Source organism: Enterococcus sp. E5-162, from assembly GCF_035725965.1.
Lineage (GTDB): Bacteria > Bacillota > Bacilli > Lactobacillales > Enterococcaceae > Enterococcus_B > Enterococcus_B lactis.
Genome location: NZ_JAPRFV010000001.1, coordinates 74,440 through 98,969, shown reverse-complemented (window position 1 = coordinate 98,969; position 24,530 = coordinate 74,440). Strand labels below are relative to the sequence as shown.

21 protein-coding genes are annotated in these 24,530 nt (G+C 39.5%); 3 read left to right on the top strand and 18 right to left on the bottom strand.

What is annotated here, in order from left to right; all coding sequences use genetic code 11:
- The first annotated feature begins 6 nt into the window (after positions 1-6).
- Positions 7-1,791: an ABC transporter ATP-binding protein gene (locus OZZ83_RS00445; protein WP_325065994.1), complete on the top strand. Its 1,785-nt coding sequence runs from the start codon at positions 7-9 to the stop codon at positions 1,789-1,791.
- Here OZZ83_RS00445 and OZZ83_RS00440 read toward each other — a convergent pair.
- The 9 genes from OZZ83_RS00440 to pcrA all read right to left on the bottom strand — a co-directional run bounded on the left by OZZ83_RS00440 (position 1,779) and on the right by pcrA (position 12,434).
- On the bottom strand, positions 1,779-1,940 hold the full coding sequence (locus OZZ83_RS00440; RefSeq protein WP_185075950.1) for a hypothetical protein: 162 nt from the start codon (positions 1,938-1,940) through the stop codon (positions 1,779-1,781). The genes OZZ83_RS00445 and OZZ83_RS00440 overlap by 13 nt on opposite strands.
- Positions 1,941-2,156: 216 nt before the next feature.
- Positions 2,157-2,285 (bottom strand): hypothetical protein, encoded by a 129-nt coding sequence (locus OZZ83_RS00435; RefSeq protein WP_002292046.1) that lies wholly within the window; start codon positions 2,283-2,285, stop codon positions 2,157-2,159.
- A 2-nt stretch (positions 2,286-2,287) separates the two neighbouring features.
- A complete protein-coding gene (rlmD, locus tag OZZ83_RS00430) occupies positions 2,288-3,661 on the bottom strand; it encodes a 23S rRNA (uracil(1939)-C(5))-methyltransferase RlmD (RefSeq protein ID WP_123856658.1) in 1,374 nt (457 codons plus the stop codon).
- Positions 3,662-3,771: 110 nt separating this feature from the next.
- Positions 3,772-4,827, bottom strand: coding sequence for a diacylglycerol kinase (locus OZZ83_RS00425; RefSeq protein ID WP_002292050.1), 1,056 nt, complete (start codon positions 4,825-4,827; stop codon positions 3,772-3,774).
- 9 nt (positions 4,828-4,836) lie between these two features.
- Positions 4,837-6,267 (bottom strand): Asp-tRNA(Asn)/Glu-tRNA(Gln) amidotransferase subunit GatB, encoded by a 1,431-nt coding sequence (gatB, locus tag OZZ83_RS00420; RefSeq protein WP_278023311.1) that lies wholly within the window; start codon positions 6,265-6,267, stop codon positions 4,837-4,839.
- Positions 6,264-7,736 (bottom strand): Asp-tRNA(Asn)/Glu-tRNA(Gln) amidotransferase subunit GatA, encoded by a 1,473-nt coding sequence (gene gatA, locus OZZ83_RS00415; protein ID WP_002292053.1) that lies wholly within the window; start codon positions 7,734-7,736, stop codon positions 6,264-6,266. The genes gatB and gatA overlap by 4 nt, the downstream gene beginning before the upstream one ends.
- On the bottom strand, positions 7,736-8,041 hold the full coding sequence (gene gatC, locus OZZ83_RS00410; protein WP_002288477.1) for an Asp-tRNA(Asn)/Glu-tRNA(Gln) amidotransferase subunit GatC: 306 nt from the start codon (positions 8,039-8,041) through the stop codon (positions 7,736-7,738). Before gatC ends, gatA begins: the two co-directional genes overlap by 1 nt.
- Before the next feature lie 105 nt (positions 8,042-8,146).
- Positions 8,147-10,183, bottom strand: a complete 2,037-nt coding sequence (ligA, locus tag OZZ83_RS00405; protein WP_002306506.1) for an NAD-dependent DNA ligase LigA — start codon at positions 10,181-10,183, stop codon at positions 8,147-8,149.
- A gap of 16 nt (positions 10,184-10,199) precedes the next feature.
- Entirely contained in the window at positions 10,200-12,434 is a 2,235-nt protein-coding gene (gene pcrA, locus OZZ83_RS00400; protein ID WP_002334742.1) for a DNA helicase PcrA, read from the bottom strand.
- Positions 12,435-12,588: 154 nt separating this feature from the next.
- Here pcrA and OZZ83_RS00395 point away from each other — a divergent pair, with 154 nt between their 5' ends.
- The gene (locus tag OZZ83_RS00395; protein ID WP_002292056.1) at positions 12,589-14,148 is read left to right on the top strand and encodes a ClC family H(+)/Cl(-) exchange transporter; all 1,560 of its coding nucleotides are present in this window, start codon (positions 12,589-12,591) and stop codon (positions 14,146-14,148) included.
- Between the two features lie 105 nt (positions 14,149-14,253).
- On the opposite strand, the gene OZZ83_RS00390 is transcribed toward OZZ83_RS00395, so the two are convergent.
- The 5 genes from OZZ83_RS00390 to OZZ83_RS00370 form a co-directional block, all read right to left on the bottom strand.
- Positions 14,254-16,185 (bottom strand): PTS fructose transporter subunit IIABC, encoded by a 1,932-nt coding sequence (locus tag OZZ83_RS00390; RefSeq protein ID WP_278023312.1) that lies wholly within the window; start codon positions 16,183-16,185, stop codon positions 14,254-14,256.
- Positions 16,186-16,202: 17 nt separating this feature from the next.
- A complete protein-coding gene (gene pfkB, locus OZZ83_RS00385) occupies positions 16,203-17,117 on the bottom strand; it encodes a 1-phosphofructokinase (RefSeq protein WP_002292062.1) in 915 nt (304 codons plus the stop codon).
- Positions 17,114-17,866, bottom strand: a complete 753-nt coding sequence (locus tag OZZ83_RS00380) for a DeoR/GlpR family DNA-binding transcription regulator (protein WP_002297539.1) — start codon at positions 17,864-17,866, stop codon at positions 17,114-17,116. Before OZZ83_RS00380 ends, pfkB begins: the two co-directional genes overlap by 4 nt.
- Before the next feature lie 162 nt (positions 17,867-18,028).
- Entirely contained in the window at positions 18,029-18,235 is a 207-nt protein-coding gene (locus OZZ83_RS00375; RefSeq protein ID WP_002334744.1) for a hypothetical protein, read from the bottom strand.
- 10 nt (positions 18,236-18,245) lie between these two features.
- Complete coding sequence (locus OZZ83_RS00370) at positions 18,246-19,574, bottom strand: hypothetical protein (protein WP_278023313.1); 1,329 nt, start codon at positions 19,572-19,574, stop codon at positions 18,246-18,248.
- Positions 19,575-19,710: 136 nt separating this feature from the next.
- On the opposite strand from OZZ83_RS00370, the gene OZZ83_RS00365 reads away from it, so the two are divergent.
- Positions 19,711-19,866 carry an SPJ_0845 family protein gene (locus OZZ83_RS00365; RefSeq protein ID WP_002292066.1) on the top strand — a complete coding sequence of 52 codons (156 nt, stop codon included), beginning with the start codon at positions 19,711-19,713 and terminating at the stop codon, positions 19,864-19,866.
- Between the two features lie 76 nt (positions 19,867-19,942).
- On the opposite strand, the gene yihA is transcribed toward OZZ83_RS00365, so the two are convergent.
- The 4 genes from yihA to OZZ83_RS00345 form a co-directional block, all read right to left on the bottom strand.
- Entirely contained in the window at positions 19,943-20,530 is a 588-nt protein-coding gene (gene yihA, locus OZZ83_RS00360; protein ID WP_002292067.1) for a ribosome biogenesis GTP-binding protein YihA/YsxC, read from the bottom strand.
- An 82-nt stretch (positions 20,531-20,612) separates the two neighbouring features.
- On the bottom strand, positions 20,613-21,863 hold the full coding sequence (gene clpX, locus OZZ83_RS00355) for an ATP-dependent Clp protease ATP-binding subunit ClpX (RefSeq protein WP_002292068.1): 1,251 nt from the start codon (positions 21,861-21,863) through the stop codon (positions 20,613-20,615).
- 215 nt (positions 21,864-22,078) lie between these two features.
- Positions 22,079-23,368, bottom strand: coding sequence for a trigger factor (tig, locus tag OZZ83_RS00350; protein WP_002292069.1), 1,290 nt, complete (start codon positions 23,366-23,368; stop codon positions 22,079-22,081).
- Positions 23,369-23,521: 153 nt separating this feature from the next.
- Positions 23,522-24,454, bottom strand: a complete 933-nt coding sequence (locus OZZ83_RS00345; protein ID WP_002309014.1) for a hypothetical protein — start codon at positions 24,452-24,454, stop codon at positions 23,522-23,524.
- Between the last annotated feature and the right edge of the window lie 76 nt (positions 24,455-24,530).

Below are 24,530 nucleotides of genomic sequence, written 5' to 3'. Positions count from 1 at the left end.
GATTCGATGGAAAAGAAAAAAACGTTGAACACACACGCTTTGATACGTTTTTGGAAAATGATCAAACCTGAACATAAATATTTTTACGGATTGTTTCTATGCAGTTTATTGGGCAACCTATTAGTTGTAGCCATGCCCCTGATCATGGGAATTGGGATTGATGATTTGTTGTCGCAAATAAGAAAAACAGGTATTGGACAGCTTACTTTCAGTGATATCAAACAGGCATTGCTGTTCCCTGTCTTATTGCTGATCGGCTGTTCAGTCCTAAGCAGTGTTGCTTCATTTATCCAAGAACGTACAATGGCAGCATTAAGCGAAAAGATCACATTGAGGGTACGAAAAGAAATCACAAAAAAATTCAAAACATTGCCGATGTCGTTTTTTGATAATCATCAAGTCGGCGACATCATCAGTCGGACGACTACCGGACTCAATCAGCTTTCTCAAGTGTTATTGACAGGTATCAATCAATTTTTCACTTCTGTGGTAACAATAGTTGCTGCTGGTCTAATGCTGTTTTATATCGAAAGCAAACTTACTTTGCTCGTCTTATTGCTGATCGTCGGAAGTTCAATTGTTACAACTAAAATTGCGAATAAAAACAAACAGATTTCTGAACAAAACCAATATGAACTAGGTGTCTTGAATAATTGGATGGAAGAAATCTTAGCTGGTAATCTAGTAGTCAAAACATTCAATCAGCAAGCTCGTGCAGAGGCTTCTATACATGAAGTAAACAAAAAACAATACAATGCTTTTAAACGTGCTCAATTTATGAACTTTGCCATCTATCCGGCAATCCGTTTCATCAATCAACTTGCCTTCATCATAAGTGCGGTATTCGGTGCTATACTCGTTCTTTCTGGCGGTGTGACGATTGGCTTCTTACAAGCTTACCTTCAGTACATCAATCAGATCTCTGAACCAATTTCCACTGCTTCTTATGTGATCAACTCGATCCAATCCGCGATGGCTGCAATCGAAAGGATCTTTGAAATATTAGATGAAACAGATGAAATTCCGGACCTACCAGAAGCAAAACTTTTGGAAGAACCGAAAGGAAAAATAGCTTTCAAAAATGTACAATTTGGTTACACATCAGATAAAATATTGATGAATCAAGTTGATTTTTCAGTAAAACCAAAACAAACTGTGGCGATTGTTGGCCCAACTGGTGCAGGAAAAACGACTTTAGTTAATCTGCTGATGCGTTTTTATGAACTGAATAAAGGAAAGATCGAATTTGACGGCTGCGATATTACTAAGCTTTCGCGTGGAGAACTACGCCGTTCTTTTGGGATGGTCTTACAAAATACCTGGCTGTTTGAAGGAACAGTGGCCGATAATATTGCCTATGGGAAAATGGATGCCACGAGAGAACAAATTATCGAAGCGGCTGAAATCGCGCAATGTGATTACTTTATTCGAACACTGCCAGAGGGATATGATACAATCATCTCTAGCGAAAATGGTACGTTATCTCAAGGGCAGCAACAATTATTAACAATTGCACGGGTCATTTTGGCAAATCCCCCTGTCGTTATTTTAGATGAAGCAACTTCTAGTGTAGATACACGAACAGAAGCATTGATCCAGCAAGCAATGGAGGCTGTGACAAAAGACAGGACAAGTTTTGTCATTGCCCACCGTTTGTCAACGATTGAAAATGCAGATATGATCCTTGTAATGAAAAACGGCGATATCGTCGAAAAAGGAACACATTCTGAATTACTCCAAGCACCAACGCTTTATGCTAGCCTTTATAATAGTCAATTTCAGGTAGCATAGCCAAAAGAGCGTGGGACAAAAGTAAAGAACACTTTTGTCTCACGCTCTAAACACGTATAAAAGGCGGAAGCAATTCTGATGGCTTTCATGAGTTTTTTTAACGTAGCTTTTCTAAATACAGCTACGTTTCTTGTTTCTTTTGTCATCATGACTTTTTTCACCCCTCATTTTCAACGACTTTTTCATGAACAGCCGTTTGAATTACCAAAAAACGTGGAGTATAGCGGCATTTTGTTCACTCTTTCTTTGTCTTTTTTAGGTTATATTATTGTCAAGAACATGAAACGAAGTATAGGAGGATTTAAATAGTGAAAGGATGTGGAACGATCATCAAGATCATCGTTCCACATCCTTATTTAACCATATTAATTATTAAAGATCTTAGGGCCTTTTCTCATGTTTTTACGATCATTCTTAGGTGTTTCCATTTGTTTGGATCGGCCTCCACCTTGTTTCTTTTTGATCAATTCTTTCATTTTTTCTTTTTGGTCCATTTTTATTCTCCTTTAACGAATGAAGCGACTAATTCGATATGATGGGTTTGCGGGAAAAGATCTACAGGCTGAACTTTCTTCACGGCATAACCTGCTTCTGCAAATAACTTAGCATCTCTTGCAAAAGTTGCCGGATTACATGAGATATAGACGATTCGTTCTGGTGACATTTCGATTGCTGATTCAATAAAATGATGATCTAATCCTTTTCGTGGAGGGTCAACTACGATCACAGATGGTTTGATCCCTTTTTCTTGCCATTTTTTCATGACTTTCTCTGCTTTTCCGACTTCATAATGAACATTTTCGATTTTATTATTTAAAGCATTGAACTGTGCATCTTCAATTGCTTCTGGAATAACTTCCATCCCATACACCTTATCCACTCTGTCTGCTAAAGACAAGCCAATCGTACCTATTCCTGAATAAGCGTCGATCACAATGTCTTTTTTATCTAACTCAGCAAACTTGATGGCTGTTTGGTACAGATACTCTGCTTGTTGAGTATTTACTTGATAAAATGACTTTGCTGAGATTCTATAGGTTTTTCCTAATAGCTGATCTTCGATATAGTCTCTGCCATATAAAACTTTTTCTTTGTCTCCTAAAATCACATTTGTTTTTTCTTCATTGATATTTTGGATGACCGAAACCACTTCTGGCAATTCTTCATGAATGGCTTCAGCAATTTCCTTGGATTTAAAGAATTTTTCTTTACGAGTAACTAAAACGACCATCATTTCATGGGAATAATGACCACGACGTATAATGATGTGACGAAGCTGTCCTTCATTTTTTTCTTCATTATATCCTCGTACTTGGAACCGTTGCAAGATATCTCTGACTACTTTGATTGCTTGATCGATGACAGGATCTTGGATATAAAAATCTTCGATAGGGACTAGATCATGGCTATTCTTTTTGTAAAAACCGGTGGCTAACTGTCCATCGATACGGCGAACAGGGATCTGTGCTTTATTACGGTAGCCGAATGGTTCTGCCATTCCGACAGTTGGAAGTACAGGAATTTCTGACATCTTAGCAATCTTCGCCATTACATGCTCTACTTGTTTTTGTTTGAAAACAAGCTGTTGTTCATACTTCAAATGGGCTAAAGGTGCGATACCTGTGCGAAGTAGTGCATTGTTTTCTACAGGCTGGCGATCAGGAGATTGTGTAATAAATGTTTCGACTTTCCCATATCCAAACTTATTGCCCGCTTTCACTACTAGTATTTCTACTTCTTCTCCAGGAAGTGCATTTTCGATAAATAATGGATAACCATCGATTTTTGCTACCCCCATTCCTTCATAACTCAAGTCGACGATTTCGACTGTATATCGTTCGTTTTTCTTTACTATTTGCTGTTCTGTCATATTTTGCTCCTTTAAGCCTATTTTTCAATCCTACTGAACTCTACTATAAATCAGTTAATTACACAACTAAAACCGGCACTGACCTTACTACGTTCAGCACCGGCTTTTGATTAATTCTTTTGATTAGGTGTTTCGTCTGCTATTTTTCCGTCACCGTCGATATCTTCATCCGTTAAACGTTCGACTTCTTTTACGAATTCTTTGCTGACAACCTCTAATTCTTCTTCATCTGTGCCTGTGATTGCTTCATCAGGAATCTGATCGGTATTGGCAAAGAACTCAATGTGCTGATGAAGATTTTGGAAATGCATCGGTGCTTCCCCGCCATATTCACCATCTAAGTTGATCATTACTGGTCGATTGATATCATCTTCTGTTTCGACGAACAAACTGCTTGTTTTGGTATAGATTACTCTTGGATCATCGACATGTCGACCGCCATTCAGCATGAGTGCCGCAATATGCAAGATCTCAAAGATATTTGCTGTCTTTACAATGATCAAAGAAAACTTGCCATCATCCAATTTGGCATCTGGCGCGATCTGTTCGAATCCTCCAACAGAGTTCGTCAGCCCTAGGAAAAACATCGAAGCATTTCCGATATATTCCCCTTCATCATACTTCAAGCGCATTTTGATTGGCTTTACTCGAGGTAGCATCTCTGCTCCTTTCGCAAGGTAGGCAAGATAACCAAAAATACTCTTTAGTTCTGATGGAACTTCATAAGTCAATTCTGTCAAATAGCCGCCTGCAGCGATATTGATGAAGTAACTGCTATCAGAAAGACCGATGTCCATTTTTACTGTTTGGTGTTTTTTTATTACTTCTGCTGCTGCTTTAATATTATCTCTAGGAATTTTTAATGCTCGAGCATAGTCGTTCGTCGTACCGGCTGGGATAATGGCCATTTTAGGACGGTGTTCAAGCGGAGCGATCCCATTGACCACTTCGTTGATCGTTCCGTCGCCCCCAGCTGCCACTACTAGATCAAAACCTAGTTCTGCAACTCTGCGTGCTTCATTCTTGGCTGAATCAGGTTCTGGTGTAGTGGCATAGGCGCTAGCTTCAAATCCTGCTTCTTCTAATGCCTGCAGGATATCCGCCAAATTTTTTTTCAATAATTCTTTTCCCGAGGTAGGGTTATAAATTACGCGTGCTTTTTTCATTTTCAGCCTCTAGCGTTTCGCTAATTCATCTTTAAGCAGCTTGTTCACGACACCAGGATTTGCTTGCCCTTTAGTTGCTTTCATGATTTGACCGACTAGGAAGCCAACCGCACGATCTTTTCCATTTTTGTAATCATCGACAGATTGTTGATTGTTATCCAAGATTTCATTAATGATTGGAAGAAGTTTGCTAGGATCAGATAATTGTACCCAACCATTTTTCTCAACAACTTCTTGCGCTTCTCCGCCATTCGTGATCAATTCACGGAAGACTTTTTTGGCGATTTTTGAGCTGATCGTTCCATCGGCGATCAAACGAATCATTCCTGCTAAGTTCTCAGGTGTCAATTTTGTCTCAGCTAATTCCAGTTTCTCACTGTTTAAGTAAGCAGAAACTTCACCCATCAACCAGTTAGATGCTTGCTTGGCATCTGCACCATTTTCCAAAACAGCTTCAAAGAAATCAGACATTTCTTTTGTAAGTGTCAATACCATTGCGTCATACTCTGGAAGACCAAATTCACGGATATAGCGTTCGCGACGAGAAGCTGGCATCTCAGGTAAACTAGCTTTTACTTTTTGAATCCATTCGTCATCGATCACGAATTTCGGAATATCAGGCTCTGGGAAATAACGATAATCACTAGAACCCTCTTTCACACGCATCAAAACTGTTTTATTCGTTGTTTCGTCAAAACGGCGTGTTTCTTGTTGGATTTCTCCTCCTGAAAGAAGAACTTTTGCTTGACGTTTTTCTTCAAAAGCTAAACCTTTTTTCACGAAAGATAAAGAGTTCAAGTTTTTCAATTCTGCTTTCGTACCGAATTCTTCTTCTCCATAAGGGCGGAGAGAAATATTCGCATCACAACGCATAGAACCTTCTTCCATTTTCACATCGCTGACTTCTGTAAATTGGATGATTGAACGCAATGCTTCTAGATAAGCGTATGCTTCTTCTGGTGAACGCATATCAGCTTCAGAAACGATTTCGATCAAAGGCGTGCCTTGTCGGTTCAAATCAACGTAAGAATAGCCGCCGATACCATGCATGTTTTTCCCAGCATCTTCTTCTAAATGGACCCGTTCGATCCGGATTTTTTTCTTCTTGCCTTCTACTTCGATTTCGATCCATCCGTCATGACCGATTGGTTGATCAAATTGGGAAATTTGATATGCTTTCGGATTATCTGGGTAAAAGTAATTTTTCCGGTCAAAATGAGTATCTTTAGAGATTTCGCAGTTTAATGCCAAAGCGGCTTTCATCCCGAATTCCAGCGCAGCTTTATTCATTACTGGTAGCACGCCTGGATAACCCCAGTCGATCACGTTTGTATTGCTGTTTGGTTCTGCACCAAAATGAGCTGGCGCTGGAGAGAAAATTTTTGAGTTGGTTTTCAACTCGACGTGGACTTCTAGTCCAATGACTGTTTCAAAATTCATTCGTCTTTCCCTCCTAAAATAGCTGGTTGTTGTGTGTGGAATTCTGTTGCTTGTTCAAACGCATATGCCGCTTGATACATCGTTTTTTCATCAAAATAATTACCGATGATCTGCAATCCAACTGGTAATCCTTCTGACAATCCTGCCGGTACAGACATACCTGGAAGTCCAGCCAAGTTGACAGGGATCGTTAAGATGTCACTCATGTACATCGTGATTGGATCGTTGATGTTCTCACCGATTCCGAATGCCACTGTTGGTGAAGATGGTCCGATGATCAAGTCATAATCTGCAAAGACTTTTTCAAAATCTCGTTTGATCAATGTACGGACTTGTCCTGCTTTTTTGAAGTAAGCGTCATAATAGCCCGCACTTAATGAGAATGTACCTAACATGATACGGCGTTTTACTTCTTCACCGAATCCTTCTGAACGTGAGTTGACATATACATCATCCAATGATTTCACGTTTTCAGAGCGATAACCATAGCGGATACCATCGAAACGCTGCAAGTTGGAACTTGCTTCTGATGAGGCAATGATATAATAAACAGCCACACCGTATTTTGAATGAGGTAAGCTGACTTCTTCCACAACAGCACCTAATGAACGGAATGTTTCTGCTGCTTTCAATACAGCTTCTTTTACGCCAGAGGCCACACCTTCGCCTAAGTATTCTTTAGGTAAAGCAATCTTCATTCCTTTGATGTCACCGGTCAGTCCCTCTGCAAAGTCAGGAACTGAAACGCCTGAAGAAGTACCGTCTTTTTCGTCATAACCACTGATAGCTGTCAATGCTAATGCGTTATCTTTCACCGTACGGGTCATTGGTCCGATTTGGTCAAGAGATGAAGCAAAGGCAATCAAGCCAAAACGTGAGACACGGCCATAAGTAGGTTTCATTCCTACAATGCCGTTGAAAGCTGCTGGCTGGCGGATACTTCCCCCCGTATCACTACCTAAGGAAACTGGGATTTGTCCAGCTGCTACTGCTGCTGCAGAACCACCGGAAGAGCCACCAGGTACTTTTGTTTGGTCCCAAGCATTTTTTGTTTTCTTGAAATAAGAAGTTTCTGTACTTCCGCCCATAGCAAATTCATCCATGTTTAGTTTTCCAACAGGGATCATATCTGCTTGATAGATTTTATCCATGACCGTTGCATCATAAATTGGTTCAAAATTGTAAAGAATCTTAGATGCAGCGGTTGTCAAGATATCTTTTGTTACGATATTATCCTTGATCCCAATCGGAATTCCAGCAAGGATGTTGCTTTCATCAATACCTTTTTCATCTAAAGCTTTTGCCTGTTCCAATGCTTTTTCTTCATTCAATGTGATGAATGCTTCGATCTCAGGTTCTGTTTCTTTGATTCGTTCAAATGTTGCTTTTGTCAAATCTTGTACAGTGATTTCTTTCGATACAAGCATACGATGCAGTTCTTCTAGAGAACGATTGTGTATTTTTGTCATTATGCGCCAGCCTCCCCATTATCGATGATTGCGGGTACTTTGATAAAGCCGTCTTCTGTTTCCGGCACATTTTTCAATAATTCATCACGGTTCCATCCAGCTTGCGCCCGATCTTGTCGCATCACGTTTACTGTTTCGACAACATTCGACGTAAATGGAACACCTTCCGTATCTACTTCTTCCAGCATTTCCACCATATCGATGATTTTACCTAATTGGTCGGTAAAACTTGCAAGTTCTTCATCTGCGAACGCAAGTTTTGCTAATTTGGCAACGTGTTTCACTTGTTCTTCACTAATCGCCATACTACCCCTTCTTTCTAAACGAGTTAAAAACTTTGCTCTCTATTTTAACATAAGAGTGCTCTGTCTGAAATTATTTATTGAAATTTGTCTGAAAAAACTCAATATTTATTCTTTTGCTGAGTGGCTTTTAGCCAATGCTTCTGCCATTTGATCTTCTGTCCAAACTTCGATTCCTAATTCTTGTGCTTTGGTTAGCTTGCTGCCAGCATCTTCTCCTGCTACCACGATATCTGTTTTTTTCGATACGCTACCAGTCACTTTCCCGCCAAGATTTTCGATCGTCTCTTTTGCTTCTTCACGAGTCAATCGTGTTAGTTTACCAGTAAGGACTACTGTTTTTTCTTTAAAAGGCGACTCGACTTCTTGCAATTGGGTACTTCGAAGCCCTTTGTATTCGAAATTGACGCCTGCTTGTTTTAATTCATTCATCAATTCATGGACTTCTTCGTTACTAAAATAAGTGACTACACTGTCGGCAATGATATCACCGATCGTATCAAGCGCAATAATCGACTCATAGTCGCTTCTACTCAATGTCTCTAGATCACCGAAATGTTCTGCTAAAATTTTTGCTGCTTTCGCTCCGACATGTCGGATTCCTAACCCGAAAATCAACCGCTCGACCGAATTATCTTTGCTGTTGTCAATTGCTGTCAAAATATTATTTGCTGATTTTTCTTTTATTTTGTCCAACGTCAATAACTCTTCTTCTGTCAATTTATAAAGATCAGCAACATCTGCGACTAGTTTTTTGTCATACATCTGTTCAAGCACACGTGGGCCCAATCCGTCGATATTCATCGCATTTCTTGAGACAAAGTGGTTCAAGCCTTCTTTCATTTGAGCAGGGCATTTAGGATTGATGCACCGTAGCGCTACTTCTTCATCCAAATGGACAAGTTCACTTCCACAAACTGGGCAATGTGTAGGTAATTGGTATTCTTCGCTGTCTTTAGGTCGTTTATCCAACACGACTTGCGAAACTTCTGGAATGATATCTCCCGCTTTATAAATCAGAACTGTATCTTTCAAGCGGATATCCTTCAACTTGATATAATCCCCATTATGCAGACTGGCACGGCTTACTGTCGTTCCTGCTACTCGGACAGGCGTCATGATTGCCGTTGGTGTCACTACCCCCGTTCGTCCGACTGTCCATTCGATGTTTTCGATCAGTGTTTCAACTTCTTCTGGGGGAAACTTATAAGCTGTTGCCCATCGTGGTGCTTTGACAGTAAAGCCAAGTTGATCTTGCAACGAGAACTCATTCACTTTGATGACGATCCCATCAATCTCATAGGGCAAATCTACACGTTTATCATGATATTCCTCAATGTATGCCCATACTTCATCAATCGAATGACATAGACGTTTTTCCCGATTCGTGTGGAATCCTATTTTTTCTAGCTCTTCTAGTGCATCATACTGTGTTTTTGCTTCCATAGGACCGAAATCAGCTACTGTGTATAAAAAAGTATCCAGATTTCTTTTCGCTGTGATTTTAGAATCTAACTGACGCAAGGAACCGGCTGCGGCATTCCGAGGATTCGCAAAGATATCTTTTCCCTCTGCTTCTCTGTCTTGATTCAATTGAACAAATGACCGTTTTGGCATGAAACATTCGCCTCTTACTTCGATGTTCATCGGTTCTTTTAATTTGATTGGGACTGATCGGACAGTCTTTAGGTTTTCAGTGATGTTTTCTCCTACAGTCCCATCCCCACGAGTCGCTCCTCTAACGAAGTTCCCATCTTCATAACGCAAAGAGACGGAAAGACCATCTATTTTTAGTTCGCAGCAATAGTCGACTACACGTCCCACTGCTTTTTGTACACGTTGATCAAAAGCTATCAGTTCTTCTTTGCTGAAAACGTCGTTCAAACTGTAAAGCGGAATATCATGAGTGACTTTTTCAAAACCTTCTAATACTTTTCCGCCTACTCGTTGAGTGGGAGAATCAGACGTTATCAAATCAGGATATTGTTCTTCGATTGCTACTAATTCTGCGTATTCTTTATCATAAACATAGTCTTCCACTGTTGGTTTATCTTCTACGTAGTATTCACGAGACCATTGGTTCAATCTTGTACGAAGTTCTTCTGCTCGTTTAGCAGCTTCGTCAATCGTCATTTCATGTTCCATCATTTACCCTCCACTACTAAGCTTTTTCAATTGGCGCAAAGGCAGCCAAAAGACGTTTTACTCCTTGACTTGGGAAAGCCACATCTAGTTCTAGATCCTTCGACGTCCCACTTACTCGGACGACTGTTCCTAGGCCCCATTTTTTGTGTTTGACTTTATCTCCAGGTTTCCAGCTGTTCTTTTCCCCTCCAGTGGCACTTTTAGAGGAAACAACCGCTGTCTCTGGCTGTTTATAGCTATATGCTGTTTTTTTTGCGAATACAGGTGTTTTTTTAGGCGTAGGACGCATGCCCTCGATTTCTAGCAATTCTTGATCGATTTCTTCTACAAAACGAGAAGGACGGTTATATTGCGTCCGTCCATATAATGTTCTGGAGAAAGCATTGGTTAAATACAACGCTTCTTCTGCTCGCGTGATTCCCACATAAGCGAGACGACGTTCTTCTTCCAGTTCGCTTTCTTCCATCAATGCTCGAGATAAAGGAAAAACACCTTCTTCTAGACCAATCAGGAATACAACTGGGAATTCTAATCCTTTGGCTGCATGCAACGTCATCAACGTCACTTGCGAAGCGTCTTCTTCTAAATTGTCAATGTCAGAAACAAGTGCCAGATCGTTCAAGAAGACCGTTAGTTTTTCTTCTGGTGCATCAGCATCTTCTTCATTTTGCTGTTCGAACTGCTTATCGAATTCTTGTGTGACCGTTAAAAATTCCTCCAGGTTTTCGATACGCGCTTGTGCTTCTAATGTATTTTGGATTTTTAAATCTTCCAGGTATCCGCTACGATCCAAAACCTCTTTCGTCAATTCTGTCACTGTCAAGTATGGGATCATCTGCGTGACTTCTTGAATCATCTCTCCAAATGAACCTAATTGCTGGCCTGCTTTTCCACCGATATTTGCCAGTTCCACATTTTGGGCTGCTTCAAGCAGTGGCCATTCATGGAGAGAAGCAAAACTGCGTAGTTTTTCGATAGATCCTGGTCCGATGCCTCGTTTGGGCGAATTAACGATACGCTCAAAACTGATTGAGTCTTGAGGATTTGCCAGCACATTTAAATACGCTAAAATATCTTTGATTTCTTTCCGATCGTAGAATTTGTGCCCTCCAACCATTTTATAAGGAATATTTGCTTTCAACAAGGTTTCTTCCATCACACGAGATTGTGCGTTCGTCCGGTACAAAATGGCAAAGTCGCCGTAATTCCGATGATTGCTTCGAATCTCTTCTTGCATCCGGTCTACGATAAAACGGGTTTCGTCTCGTTCATTATCTGCACGATAGTAAGTGATCTTGTTTCCTTCTTTGTTTTCTGTCCACAAGTTTTTTGGTTTTCGATTGCTATTGTTTTCAATGACTTGGTTTGCCGCGCTAAGAATGTTTTTCGTGGAGCGATAGTTTTGTTCCAGCAAAATCACTGCAGCATCTGGATAATCTTTTTCGAAATCCAAGATGTTCTGCATATCTGCACCGCGCCAGCCGTAGATACTTTGATCTGCATCTCCCACTACGCATAGATTTCTAAATCTACCTGCCAATAAATTGACCAACGTATACTGTGCGTGGTTTGTATCTTGATACTCATCTACATGAATATAATGGAATTTGTTTTGATAATATGTGAGTGAATCAGGATGTTCTTCAAATAACCGGATCGTATTCATGATCAGGTCGTCAAAGTCCATACATTGATTGTATTGAAGCTCTTTTTGATAAGCAGCGTAACATTTTGCCACAATCTCTTCGTAATAACTGCCTTGCATTTTTGCAAAATCTTGAGGGGTCTGCAAGCTATTTTTTGCTTGGGAGATTGTTCCTAATATGCTGCGAGGATCATATTTTTTCGGGTCAATGTTCAGTTCCTTCAGTATCCGTTTCATCAAGGTCAGCTGTTCAGAAGAGTCGATGATCGTAAAGTTCCGGTTATACCCAATAAAATCAACATCTCTTCTTAAAATACGCACACACATTGAGTGAAAAGTCGATACCCAGACATCTTCGCCTCCAGATGCGAGAATCGCATTGACACGTTCTTTCATTTCTTTTGCAGCTTTATTGGTAAAAGTAATCGCTAGGATGTTCCAAGGATTGACTTCTTTTTCCTCAATCAAATAGGCAATGCGATGCGTCAACACTCTCGTCTTTCCACTTCCCGCACCTGCCATCAGCAATAATGGTCCGTCAGTGTGAAGAACAGCTTCTTTCTGACGGGGGTTCATCCCGTTTAATAATTCAGCTTTGGATGACATTAACAACATCCTTTCTTTTATCAATCTTGTTAATTATAGCATTTTCTTGGCTTTCATTAAACTAGCTAATTCAAAATCATTTGTTTCTTTTTATGGATTTCTTCTTGTCAATTCGTTGATTTCGCGCTAAATTAAAAGAAAGCGAGGCGTTTGAATGGAAAAAAAAGGAAAAATCAAGAAATTAGATAAAACTCAGATATATTTTATTCTAAAAGGAATATTCGTTGGACTACTGACAGGAATCGTGGTTAGCCTGTTTCGTTTATCGATCGAAAAGTTAGGCGATTTTGTTCGAAGCATCTATGAAATAAGTCGGGAACAGCCGATTTACTTAGTTGGCATGGCTACTTGCTGCATCCTTGCAGCATTTTTTGTGGGTTATCTGGTCAAAAATGAACCGGATATCAAAGGAAGCGGGATTCCACAAGTAGAAGGACAGCTTCGAGGGGAATTATCAATGAACTGGTTCTCTGTTTTATGGAAAAAGTTCATTGGTGGTGTACTTTCAGTTGGCGCAGGACTTTTTCTAGGTCGAGAAGGCCCTTCTATACAGCTTGGTGCAGCTATCGGACAAGGAGCTGGACAATTGTTTCGGAGTCCATCTTCAGAAGAAAAGATTTTGATTTCTAGCGGAGCAAGTAGCGGACTTGCAGCAGCATTCAATGCTCCTATCGCAGGATTACTCTTTGTTTTAGAAGAAATCCATCACTCCTTCTCTCCTCTTGTTTGGCTGACATCTTTTGCTTCGGCCATCACAGCTAACTTTGTCTCTCTTTATTTTTTTGGCTTAAGACCAGTTTTATATCTAGGGGATCTTCCTTCTTTGCCGTTGAAATATTATGGTTCTTTGGTGGTATTAGGCGTACTTCTAGGCGTCTTAGGTTTTATTTATCAAAAGGTCCTGCTAGCATTGCCAAAATTTTACAACCGATTGCCTTTACCAGCTTATTTTCATGGATTCGTTCCTTTCTTGCTGATTTTGCCGATTGGTTATTTATGGCCTAGTACGCTAGGCGGAGGCAATCAAATCGTTTTAGCTTTTGGACATGCTTCATTGCCAATCATTATGATTATCGGTTTGTTTGTTCTTCGATTCGTTTTTTCCATGATTTCTTATGGTGGTGGTCTTCCAGGAGGGATTTTCCTTCCGATATTGACATTGGGGGCTTTAATCGGTAGCTTTTATGGAAACATCATGGTTGATTTCGGGATGGATCCAATCTACATCAAGGATTTCGTCGTGATTGCCATGGCTGGTTATTTCACAGCAATTGGGAAAGCACCGCTGACAGCAATTATTTTAGTGACAGAAATGGTTGGCTCTCTCAATCATCTGATGCCTTTAGGGTTGGCTGCTCTTGTTGCTTATATCGTCAATGATCTTCTCGGAGGGAATCCGATCTACGAATCATTGTTGGAACGTTTACTTGGAAACAATCAGACCGCCGCTCTTAAAGGCGCAAGGACAACTTTTGATTTTCCAGTAACGGCAGAGAGTTCTTTAGACGGATTAATGGTACGGGACTTCAATTGGCCTAAAAATATGCTGCTAATCTCTATACGCAGAGGAAATCAGGAAATCTTGACTCACGGCGATACGATCATGAATGTAGGAGATATTTTGGTAATCTTGACTGATGAAGCAAACTTACCAAGAATCAAGCAAGAAATCGAGGCTAAATCTTCGATCACAAATTTGAAGCAATCATTTTAACGTACCGGGAAGAACTATTTTATGGCACAACAACTATTCATCTATACTACTTTGACTCTACAAAAAAAGAAGAGGCTGGATTTCCCCAGTCTCTTCTTTTTATTTCTATGCTTCTGCTACTGCAGGAGCTTTTCTCAATAAACCATAAATCACACCAGAGACGACTGCTCCGATAGCAATAAACACCAAATACATGATTGGGTGACTCAGTAAGAATACAACAAAAATTCCGCCATGAGGAGCCAGTAATTTGATTCCGAAAGCACCGACTAATCCGCCAGTTAAAGCAGAACCAATAATAAAACTTGGAATGGCACGAATCGGGTCAGCTGCTGCAAATGGAATCGATCCTTCCGTGACAAACGAAAGTCCCATCACGATGTTCGTCAAACCAGCATCTTGATCTGCTTTGCTGAATTTATTTTTGAACAAACGTGTAGCAACGAAAATCGCCAATGGAGGGACCATTCCTCCAGCCATAACAGAAGCCATCACAACACTTCCGCCAGTGGCAACAGTCGTAGCTAAAGTTGCTGTACCAAATACATAAGCGGCTTTGTTGATTGGACCGCCTAAATCTGCCGCCATCATTCCAGCTAATAATGCACCAAGTAAAGCAGCATTCGAACCACTCATACTTGTCAAGAAACCGTTCAATGCATCATTGATTGCTTTCATAGGGACATTGACCAGCAACATCAGGAAACCAGTAATCAGTAAGCCAAACACTGGATAAAAGAGGATCGTTTTGATTCCATCCAATGATTTTGGTAAGTTCTTGAATAATTTACGTAAAAATACGATGACATAACCAGCCAAGAATCCACCAATCAGTGCGCCTAAGAATCCTGCGCCACCTGTATTAGCTAATGCACCAGCAGCAAATCCAACAATCAAACCAGGGCGGTCGCCGATACTTGAAGCAATAAATCCAGCTAATACCGGTAACATGAACCCAAATGCAGCTTGTCCGATTTGGTTGAACCAGCTAGCAGCTTGATTGTAGTTTCCCAGATTCGATAACTGGTCATGCGGCACGCCAATAAATTGGTCAATCATGAAAGAAAGAGCAATAGCGATTCCTCCACCAATAACGAATGGTAACATGTGTGATACGCCATTCATCAAATCTTTATAGATTCTTTGTCCGACAGTACCATCCGCGTTTCCTTCTTCTGAACTATTTTCTTTTCCGTCACCATGGAATACTGGTGCAGTACCACTAAGGGCTAGATTGATCAACTCTTCTGGTTTACGGATACCATCACTGACTGGACGATTGATCAATTCTTTTCCGTCAAAACGGTTCATCTCTACTTTTTTGTCTGCTGCAACGATCACGCCTTCTGCACGAGCGATGTCTTCAGCAGTCAATCGGTTTTTGATTCCTTCTGAACCGTTCGTTTCGACTTTGATCTCCACTCCCATTTCTTTCGCTTTTTTCTTCAAAGCATCTTCTGCCATGTAAGTATGAGCGATTCCTGTTGGGCAAGCTGTAACGGCAACAACGAATTTTCTTTCTGGATGAGCAGAAGCTTCTGCAGCTTGTGTTTCTTGTTCTGCTTTTTCTTCTGCTTCTTTTTGCTCTTCAGCTGTTTGGAACAAGTCTTGGACTTCTTCTGGTGTACTTGCTTCTTTTAATTTCGCTACAAAATCTGCATCAATCAGCAATCGAGATAGTGCTGCTAATGCTTGCAAGTGTGTGTCGTTCGCGCCCTCTGGAGCTGCGATCATGAAAAACAGATAAGTTGGCTGTCCGTCTAATGCTTCATAATCTACTCCTTTTTGGCTTTTTGCAAATAAAACTGTTGCTTCTTTGACTGCACTATTTTTCGCGTGAGGCATGGCGATTCCGTCACCAAGACCTGTAGAGGTTTGTGCTTCACGAGCTAGAATTCCTTCTTTATATGTGTCGATATCGGAAATCCGGCCGGCATCAAACATTTTTTGGACCATTTCATCGATCGCGCCTTTTTTATCAGTCGCTTGCAAATCCATGATCATTGCTTCTTTGACCATTAAATCCTTGATATTCATGATTATCCTCCTTGAAACTAATCAATTTTTGTGATTTCAACTTCTGGCAATAACTCATCAATCAGTTCGCGATCTGCCAAGTCATCAGAAAAAGCCGTTGCGCTTCCACAAGCAACTCCCCATTTAAAGGCTTCGATCGGATCTTTTGTCCGACTGTAAGCACCAATAAAACCGGCGATCATTGAATCCCCTGCACCTACTGAATTTTTCAACGGGCGAACCAATACATTCGTTTTATAAGTTCCTTGTTCTGTAAAGAGCAAAGCGCCATCTCCAGCCATTGAGATCAGCACATTCTGTGCCCCTTCAGCTAGTAATTTTTTCCCATACGGAATGATTTCTTCTACAGATTGGAAGGTTGTATTGTAAAGCTCAGCTAATTCGTGATTGTTTGGTTTGATCAACAACGGTTTCTTAACAAGTGCATTCTTTAGATCATCACCTGTTGTATCGATTACGAAATCTGCACCTTTTTCTCGAATGATATCAATCAGTTCTTGATAAAATCCTTTTCGTAGGCTGGCTGGCGCGCTTCCTGACAATACGACGATATCTCCTTGTTCTACTTTCCCTAGCGCTTGCTTCAATTCATTGATTTCTTCATCTGAAATAGCTGGACCTAAACCGTTAATTTCAGTTTCAGTATCTGATTTTAGTTTGATATTGATTCTTGTATCTTCTTGCACGTGTGTGAACAAAGATTTGATTTGTTCTTTTTCAAGCCACTTCGAAATAAATTCGCCAGTGAATCCTCCTAAAAACCCTAGTGCTGTAGATTGAGAATCGATCCGTTTCAAAATACGGGAAACATTGATCCCTTTTCCTCCAGGCAATTTGAAGTCTTCTTTCATCCGGTTCAAATCACCTAGTTTTAACCCATCTACGCGTACAATATAATCAATTGATGGATTAAGTGTTACTGTGTAAATCATTGTATTGCCTCCTTAATTGTTGTCTTTTCACGGAATTCATTGATGAATTCTAATGGACAACGCTCGGTTATGATCGTGGCTGCTTCCAAAGGTGCAACAGAGGTGAAAGACAACTGGCTGAATTTAGTATGATCAATCAATACAAAGGTCTCTTCTGAATTTTTCATGGCTAAACGTTTAACTGCTGCTTCTTCTGGATCCGGAGTCGTGAATCCTTGTTCGATATGTGCACCGTTCATTCCCATAAACGCTTTATTGAAATGAAAATGTTTTAGTTGTTCTATCGCATTAGATCCTAAAACAGCATTGGTTGACAGCTTGATCGTTCCACCTAAAATGATCGTAGCAAGCTCCAAATCGACTAAATTTGCCGCATGTTGAACGGAATTTGTCACCACTGTGATTTGTTTTCCTTGTAAAAAAGGAATCATTTCTAAAGTAGTCGAGCCAGCGTCTAAATAGATGACATCTTCGTCATTAATGGTTTCAGCTGCCAATTTGGCGATCTGCTGTTTTTCATGAACGTTTTTGAGTGATTTTTCACTCATATTCTGCTCAAAATTCAATAATTGCTCTTTCTTAGCGCCGCCATGGACTCTTTCTAGAAACCCACCATTCTCCAACTCTTGCAAATCACGCCTTATCGTTGATTCTGAAGCATTCAAAAGGTTTACAAGATCTTGTGATTTCACGATTTTCTGCTGTTCAAGCAAGTCTAGGATTTTTTGTCTGCGTTCCTCTGTAAGCATTTTCACGGTCACCTCAATACAAATAATAGCATATTTTTTTTAGACTCGCAACACAAATCAGTCAAAAACGTTCACAAAAATTATAAATCAGTCAAAAAAATAAAAAACCAGTCTTTTTTTGACTGGTTTCCTACTTTACTTGACTATTATCAAACTATTTTATCATTTGTTATTTTCGCTTCTTGTTTTTTTCATATAAACAGTAGCAGGTTTTCTTTCCTTATGAAGAAGGTAATAATAAAGTCCCATCCCACCAAACATAACCAAGAAACCGATGACTGATCGAATAGGAAAATTAGGGACAAAAAAAAGACAGACGGATAATAATGATGCTGGAACCATGATTCGATAATAAAGTTGTTTATCCATTTTCTTCACCTCATATTTTTTGTAAAGTAATCAATTGTTCTAATTCGCGATAATCTAAAAACTGCACACGCAGATGCTTCTCGCCTTTCTTGACATCAAATTGGACACTACGCCGTTTTTTCTTTATTCGTTTGAAGGCAATATCAGAGAGTCTGTGTTTGATTTCCTTTAACGGTAAATCCGGAAGTGCTTCAGAAGGAACATAGATTCTTAATGATAAAAGATAATCTTGATATTTCTCATCTGTTACCTCTACTTCTAGATATTCCCTGATGTAATAACAATACGCTTCGATTCCATTGTCCAAAGCAACAGTCGGATCGATGATCTTATAGCACATCATTCGCGCGCGATTCTCGTCAACCCAAGGAAAATACGCCTGAGCATTCAGTGTTCCGCGGACACGTCTTTCTTTATAATTTCCTCCTTGAATATCATAACTTTTCGTTACAAAGAACGAGGCATTTTTTTTGGGAACAGGTTGCATTTGCGCATTTTGATACTGGACAGATTGAATCGTATGATCAGTATAATTGTATTCAACAAATGGTGGTTTCAACAATCCCACGCCGTTATCCCAAGCAAGGTGGTCAAACCCAAGCTGGTCTCTAAAATAGGATTGGAATAGCTGATTGTTTGTTTTTTGCCAATTGAATGGGTCTCGATAAAGCTGGATATATATGACTTCATTATCTAATTCTTTCACTTTTTCTACTTGTTGTGTATCGAGAAAAATCGGTTTTGGGATAATCTGATGGTAATAGTGACTGTAATACATTTCCCAGCATGAGGTAAAACATAAGCCTTGATAAAAAAGATCGTAGCCTGGAAATTGATTGCAATCCACTACTACGTCGCCATTTTTCTGTTTCATTTTAGGTAAACGCTCGATTTCATCCATCGTCTCAAACAGCAGCCGCTGGGTGATCTCTTTTGTATTGTGATAGATAAACTCGCTATACGCTCTCATATAAGCAAACACACCATGGGCAATCATTTTTTTCTGAATGAAATCTCGAATCAAAAACTGGTTTTCTTTGAAAACAGAGATAGACAATACACTTTTTATCAACAATTGATTGCCTTCCAAACGAAAACTACACTCGTTCTCGTCATTCCCTACAACTAACCAGCTTTCGTCTCTTACCGATGCGAGCATTATTTTTTCTTGAAGTTTCCTAAGATTATACGGGTCTGCTTGTTGAGTGAAAGAGCGGATAAATGTTGGCTGGATCAACAGACGTGTCAAAACAGCCCAATCGCTTATTTCCTGTTTTTTTTCTTCATCATCTAAGTCTGTGAGCTGGATAGTCATTAATAATTTATCTTCACCAATCATTTTCTCACCTCTTTCAAATCTCTTTATAATTTAATTATAACGAATGATAAAGAAAAACTAAAACTTTTTGTCTTGGAAACCAATTTTAGGTATTACATGGTAAACTAAGTAAAAAAGGAACAAAGAGGTGTTCGCGATGGGATTGAAATTTGAACGTACAGACAATTTAGATAAACTTTTCGAATCATTTGCTGTCGATCCGGAAAAAACAGTTGCGCCAAAAGAAGAAATCGACCGGTTTCTAAAACCGCAACCACAAAAAGAAAAGAAAAAAGACAAGAAACAAAAGTAAGATAAGTTCTGTAAAAAAAGACTTACCAGCCAAACTTTTATGGAAGAGTTTGACTGGTAAGTCTTTTTTATTCTTTTTATGATTCGATTGCTTGTTCGATTGCTGCCCATGCTTCTTCTTTTCCTTGTTTTGTAACGGAAGAAAAAAGAATAAATGTGTCATTATGATCAAAATCCAATGCTTTTTTGATCTCGCTTTCATGCTTGTTCCATTTACCGCGAGGAATCTTATCTGCCTTAGTAGCAACAACGATCACAGGGATATCATAATACTTCAAAAATTGATACATCTGGATATCTTCTTGAGAAGGCTTATGGCGTAGATCTACTAAAGAAACGACCGCACGTAGTTGTTCTCTGGTCGTTAAATATGTCTCGATCATCTTTCCCCATTTTGCTCGTTCAGTTTTGGATACTTTTGCATACCCGTATCCTGGAACATCGACAAAATGCAACGCATTCTCAATCAAATAAAAGTTCAAGGTCTGGGTCTTTCCAGGCTTACCGGAAGTACGCGCTAAATTCTTTCGATCAATCAATGTGTTGATAAAAGAAGATTTCCCTACATTTGATCTCCCTGCCAGAGCTATTTCCGGCAATTGTGTCTCTGGATATTGTTTTGGTGCCACTGCACTTATGATGATTTCAGCTTGATGGACTTTCATGGTCTCTCTCCTTAAAAAGGTGATGAATAAAGCAAGCGGCTGTCGTAAAAGCCAAAATGACTTTTACGGCAGCCTCTTCTCATCAACCCGCTTTTTTCTCTGAATCTTTATAGATCACTGTTGGCTCACCAGACAATTCAGCTGCTTCCTTGGTAATAATCACTTTTTCGATGTTTTCATTTGAAGGGATATCAAACATCACATCCATCATGATTTCTTCGATGATAGAACGAAGACCTCGAGCACCAGTGTTGCGTTCGATTGCTTTTTTCGCAATAGCTCTCAACGCTTCAGGTTCGAATTCAAGTTCAGTATCATCTAGAGAAAGAAGCTTTTGATATTGTTTGACTAACGCATTTTTTGGCTCAGTCAAGATCCGCACCAGATCATCTGTTGTCAATTTCTCTAAAGCTGCCATAACAGGTAATCGTCCGATAAACTCAGGAATCAATCCGAATTTCAGCAAATCTTCAGGGATGATATGTTGCATGACGCTTTCGTCTTCAGAAAGTTTTTGGTTTTGTGTACCAAATCCAATCGTTTTTTCGCCCATACGGTTTTTCACGATTGTTTCGATACCATCAAACGCCCCACCTACGATGAACAAGATATTCGTCGTATCGATCTGGATAAATTCTTGATGTGGATGTTTACGTCCTCCCTGAGGCGGAACACTTGCAACAGTTCCTTCTAGAATCTTCAGCAAGGCTTGTTGGACACCCTCACCGGAAACATCACGAGTGATGGATACATTTTCGCTTTTACGCGCGATTTTATCGATCTCATCAATATAGATGATCCCTTTTTCTGCACGTTCCACATTGTAATCAGCAGACTGGAGCAATTTAAGTAAAATGTTTTCTACATCTTCACCCACATAACCAGCTTCTGTCAAACTTGTCGCATCTGCAATTGCAAAAGGTACATTCAACGTTTTTGCTAATGTTTGTGCCAAAAATGTTTTCCCTGACCCTGTAGGTCCGATCAAGCAGATATTGCTTTTTTGTAGTTCAACATCATCTGTGTTCTCTTGTGCTTGCTGATTGACACGTTTGTAGTGATTGTATACAGCAACAGCTAACGAGCGTTTTGCGCGATCTTGTCCAATCACGTAGTTATTCAATACTTCAAGAATTTCTAGTGGTTTAGGGACTTCAGTGAATTCGCGTACAGCTTCTTCATAAAATTCTTCATCAATGATTTCTTTACATAGGTCGATACATTCATTACAGATGTAGACCCCTGGACCAGCTACGATTTTTTTCACTTCTTCTTGGGTTTTCCCACAAAAAGAACAGCGTACGGTCTCATTGCTACTTGGATTGTCATACATGGTCTTCACCCCTTAACTTGCAAAAAGTATGCAAGAAACTATCAGAGACTTTACAGTCTTTTATTATCATAACATAGTTTAGTAAAAAGAAAAAGTGTTTAACAAAGGATCGATTGACCTATATCTTTGTATATTTTCACACTTAACAAAAAATAAGGGACTGTGACAACAAACATGTCACAGTCCCTTATTTCATGACCTGTATTACTTAATTTCTATTCTTTTGCTTCTGTCGCTGTACCCGTGATCAATTCGATTGCTTTTTTCATTGTCACATCATGTTCCAGCATATCTTCTGTCAACACGCGTTTGATTTGTTCGATTGGCATGTTGTATGTTTCTGATAATTCTTGGATTTCTGCATTGATTTCTTCTTCTGTTGCTTGAAGATTTTCAGCAGCTGCAATTGCTTCGATCACAAGATTTGTTCTTGTGCGCATTTCTGCTTCACCTTCGAATTGTTTATGCAAGTCTTCTTCTGTAGAACCAGTTAATTGATAGTACATTTCAGGAGAGATACCTTGACGTTGCATGTTGTTCAAGAATTCGTCCATTGAACGATGTACTTCATCATGAACCATCACGTGTGGCAATTCAACGATTTCTGCGTTTTCAACAGCCATACGGATTGCTGCTTCATCTTTTGCATCGTCTGCTGCTTTTTCTTTAGTTTCTACTAATTCTTTGCGATATTTTTCTTTCAATTCGTCTAATGTTGATACTTCGTCATCCACATCTTTTGCGAATTCGTCATCTAATTCAGGCACTTCTTTTGCTTTTACTTCATGGATTGTCACTTTGAAGACTGCTTCTTTTCCAGCAAGATCTTCTGCTTGATAATCTTCTGGGAAAGTTACATTTACATCTAGACTTTCACCTGATTTATGACCAACTAATTGATCTTCAAATCCTGGAATGAATGAACCTGAACCTAATTCAAGTGAGTAATTTTCGCCTTTTCCGCCATCAAACGCTTCGCCATCTACAAAGCCTTCGAAGTCGATTACTACTGTATCGCCATTTTCAGCTGCAGCATCTTCTTTGATAACTAATTCAGCTTGTGCTTCTTGTTCACGTTTGATACGTGCATCCACGTCAGCATCTGTTACTTCACGATCTTGTTTTTCAACAACTAGATCTTTATATTGTCCTAATTTTACTTCTGGTTTCACTGTTACTTCAGCAGTGATTACCCAGTCTTGACCTTTTTCCATGCTTTCAACATCGATTTTTGGTTGAGAAACAGGATCGATACCAGCTTCTTTGACAGCAGCTTCATAAGCTTCTGGTAATACAGCATTCAATGCATCTTCATATAAAGCTTCTTCACCGTACATACGGTTGAATACTTGACGAGAAACTTTTCCTTTACGGAATCCAGGTACGTTCAAGCTTTTTTTCACTTTATTAAACGCAGTTGTTAATCCTTTTTGGATTTCGTCTTGCGCAATCGTAAATTTTAAAACACCATCATTCGTGCCTTTTTTTTCAAATGTTGCAGTCATTTAATTCCCTCCGAGTTTAGAAATTCATTTTATACATCAAAAACGTTTCATGCATACCTTTAAATAGTACACTAACCCTTTCAAATTGTAAACATATTGAATGGGTAGAATCATTGTTTTTCATAACATTTTTATCTTTTTCACTGATAAAATCTAATGGAAGAAGATCATTTGCTCCAAAATTTTCTCTCGTTTTTTAAAAAAATTTTGTTTTTCATCTTCCGTACCATCATACATCGTTTTTCCTGTACATGCCTCTACAGTCAGTTGAAACCAACGCCTCGGGTCTTCAATGTATGTATCATAGACAGGATAAACGATTGCAGATTGCAACGTAAATTCTTCTTTCAGCACCGAACTAAGTAGCGCATCTTCATTCCCATAATGGTCTGATAACACACACAATTGTTGATAACTTGACTGTTGCTGTGGCTTAGGCAAATCTTTGGGTATAACTTTGACTAGTTTTTCTTCAATCGTCAAATAGAAAACAGGGTTGCATTCATTCAATTGCCTAAGCATCTCCAGCAATTTTGCCCTCGCTAAAATATGGACCTCTGGTAATACAATCAGTTTACTCGCTGTTTGGATAAACTCATGGTAAGGAAGCTGTTCGATCTCCTCAATAGACGACAGCTGACGTGCTGGTTCCAATGAAGGAAGTTCCTCCGATTTTTTATGGAGCGCCTTGACTTTTTGCCTCTCCATTTGGCCGGATAACTCTTCTGCAAATTGGATTTTTTCAATGATACGCTGCTCAAAAGATTCATAAAAATCTGTACTTGCTATCAATTTTCTAGCATATAAAAAATCTTGTGCACTGATTAACAAGTCAAAATAAAATTCAGCAAACTCCTCGTTTTGAAGATACTGTTTTTCATGTAAGAGTGCTTGTTTCAACGCTTCTTTTTTCTCGTCTAACTCATAAAGACAAAAAACAAGCAGGCTATTAGCCTCAAAGCTTTCTTTCAACTCGTAAGCACGTTGAAATAGTTCTTTTGCCTGCTGATATTGCTGGTTTGCTAGTGCTTGTTGGGCCACTCGCATTAAATTCTCATATTTTTCTGGAAAATCAATCGGCTTCACGCAGTGTCCTCCTCTTGCTTATGTTCAGCTCATGTTCAATAGTAGCAAAACAAAAAAAGCATGACAATTAAAAATA

What these genes read in the sequence shown, in the direction of transcription:
- rlmD (WP_123856658.1), bottom strand. Translation starts at nt 3,661, where the DNA reads ATGACAGAACAGCAAATAGTAAAGAAAAACGAACGATATACAGTCGAA.
- OZZ83_RS00365 (WP_002292066.1), top strand. Translation starts at nt 19,711, where the DNA reads ATGGGATTGAAATTTGAACGTACAGACAATTTAGATAAACTTTTCGAA.
- clpX (WP_002292068.1), bottom strand. Translation starts at nt 21,863, where the DNA reads ATGTATGACAATCCAAGTAGCAATGAGACCGTACGCTGTTCTTTTTGT.
- pfkB (WP_002292062.1), bottom strand. Translation starts at nt 17,117, where the DNA reads ATGATTTACACAGTAACACTTAATCCATCAATTGATTATATTGTACGC.
- ligA (WP_002306506.1), bottom strand. Translation starts at nt 10,183, where the DNA reads ATGGAACATGAAATGACGATTGACGAAGCTGCTAAACGAGCAGAAGAA.
- gatA (WP_002292053.1), bottom strand. Translation starts at nt 7,736, where the DNA reads ATGACAAAAATACACAATCGTTCTCTAGAAGAACTGCATCGTATGCTT.
- OZZ83_RS00375 (WP_002334744.1), bottom strand. Translation starts at nt 18,235, where the DNA reads ATGGATAAACAACTTTATTATCGAATCATGGTTCCAGCATCATTATTA.
- OZZ83_RS00390 (WP_278023312.1), bottom strand. Translation starts at nt 16,185, where the DNA reads ATGAATATCAAGGATTTAATGGTCAAAGAAGCAATGATCATGGATTTG.
- OZZ83_RS00440 (WP_185075950.1), bottom strand. Translation starts at nt 1,940, where the DNA reads ATGATGACAAAAGAAACAAGAAACGTAGCTGTATTTAGAAAAGCTACG.
- OZZ83_RS00435 (WP_002292046.1), bottom strand. Translation starts at nt 2,285, where the DNA reads ATGGACCAAAAAGAAAAAATGAAAGAATTGATCAAAAAGAAACAAGGT.
- pcrA (WP_002334742.1), bottom strand. Translation starts at nt 12,434, where the DNA reads ATGTCATCCAAAGCTGAATTATTAAACGGGATGAACCCCCGTCAGAAA.
- OZZ83_RS00395 (WP_002292056.1), top strand. Translation starts at nt 12,589, where the DNA reads ATGGAAAAAAAAGGAAAAATCAAGAAATTAGATAAAACTCAGATATAT.
- gatB (WP_278023311.1), bottom strand. Translation starts at nt 6,267, where the DNA reads ATGAATTTTGAAACAGTCATTGGACTAGAAGTCCACGTCGAGTTGAAA.
- OZZ83_RS00370 (WP_278023313.1), bottom strand. Translation starts at nt 19,574, where the DNA reads ATGATTGGTGAAGATAAATTATTAATGACTATCCAGCTCACAGACTTA.
- gatC (WP_002288477.1), bottom strand. Translation starts at nt 8,041, where the DNA reads ATGGCGATTAGTGAAGAACAAGTGAAACACGTTGCCAAATTAGCAAAA.
- OZZ83_RS00445 (WP_325065994.1), top strand. Translation starts at nt 7, where the DNA reads ATGGAAAAGAAAAAAACGTTGAACACACACGCTTTGATACGTTTTTGG.
- yihA (WP_002292067.1), bottom strand. Translation starts at nt 20,530, where the DNA reads ATGAAAGTCCATCAAGCTGAAATCATCATAAGTGCAGTGGCACCAAAA.
- tig (WP_002292069.1), bottom strand. Translation starts at nt 23,368, where the DNA reads ATGACTGCAACATTTGAAAAAAAAGGCACGAATGATGGTGTTTTAAAA.
- OZZ83_RS00425 (WP_002292050.1), bottom strand. Translation starts at nt 4,827, where the DNA reads ATGAAAAAAGCACGCGTAATTTATAACCCTACCTCGGGAAAAGAATTA.
- OZZ83_RS00380 (WP_002297539.1), bottom strand. Translation starts at nt 17,866, where the DNA reads ATGCTTACAGAGGAACGCAGACAAAAAATCCTAGACTTGCTTGAACAG.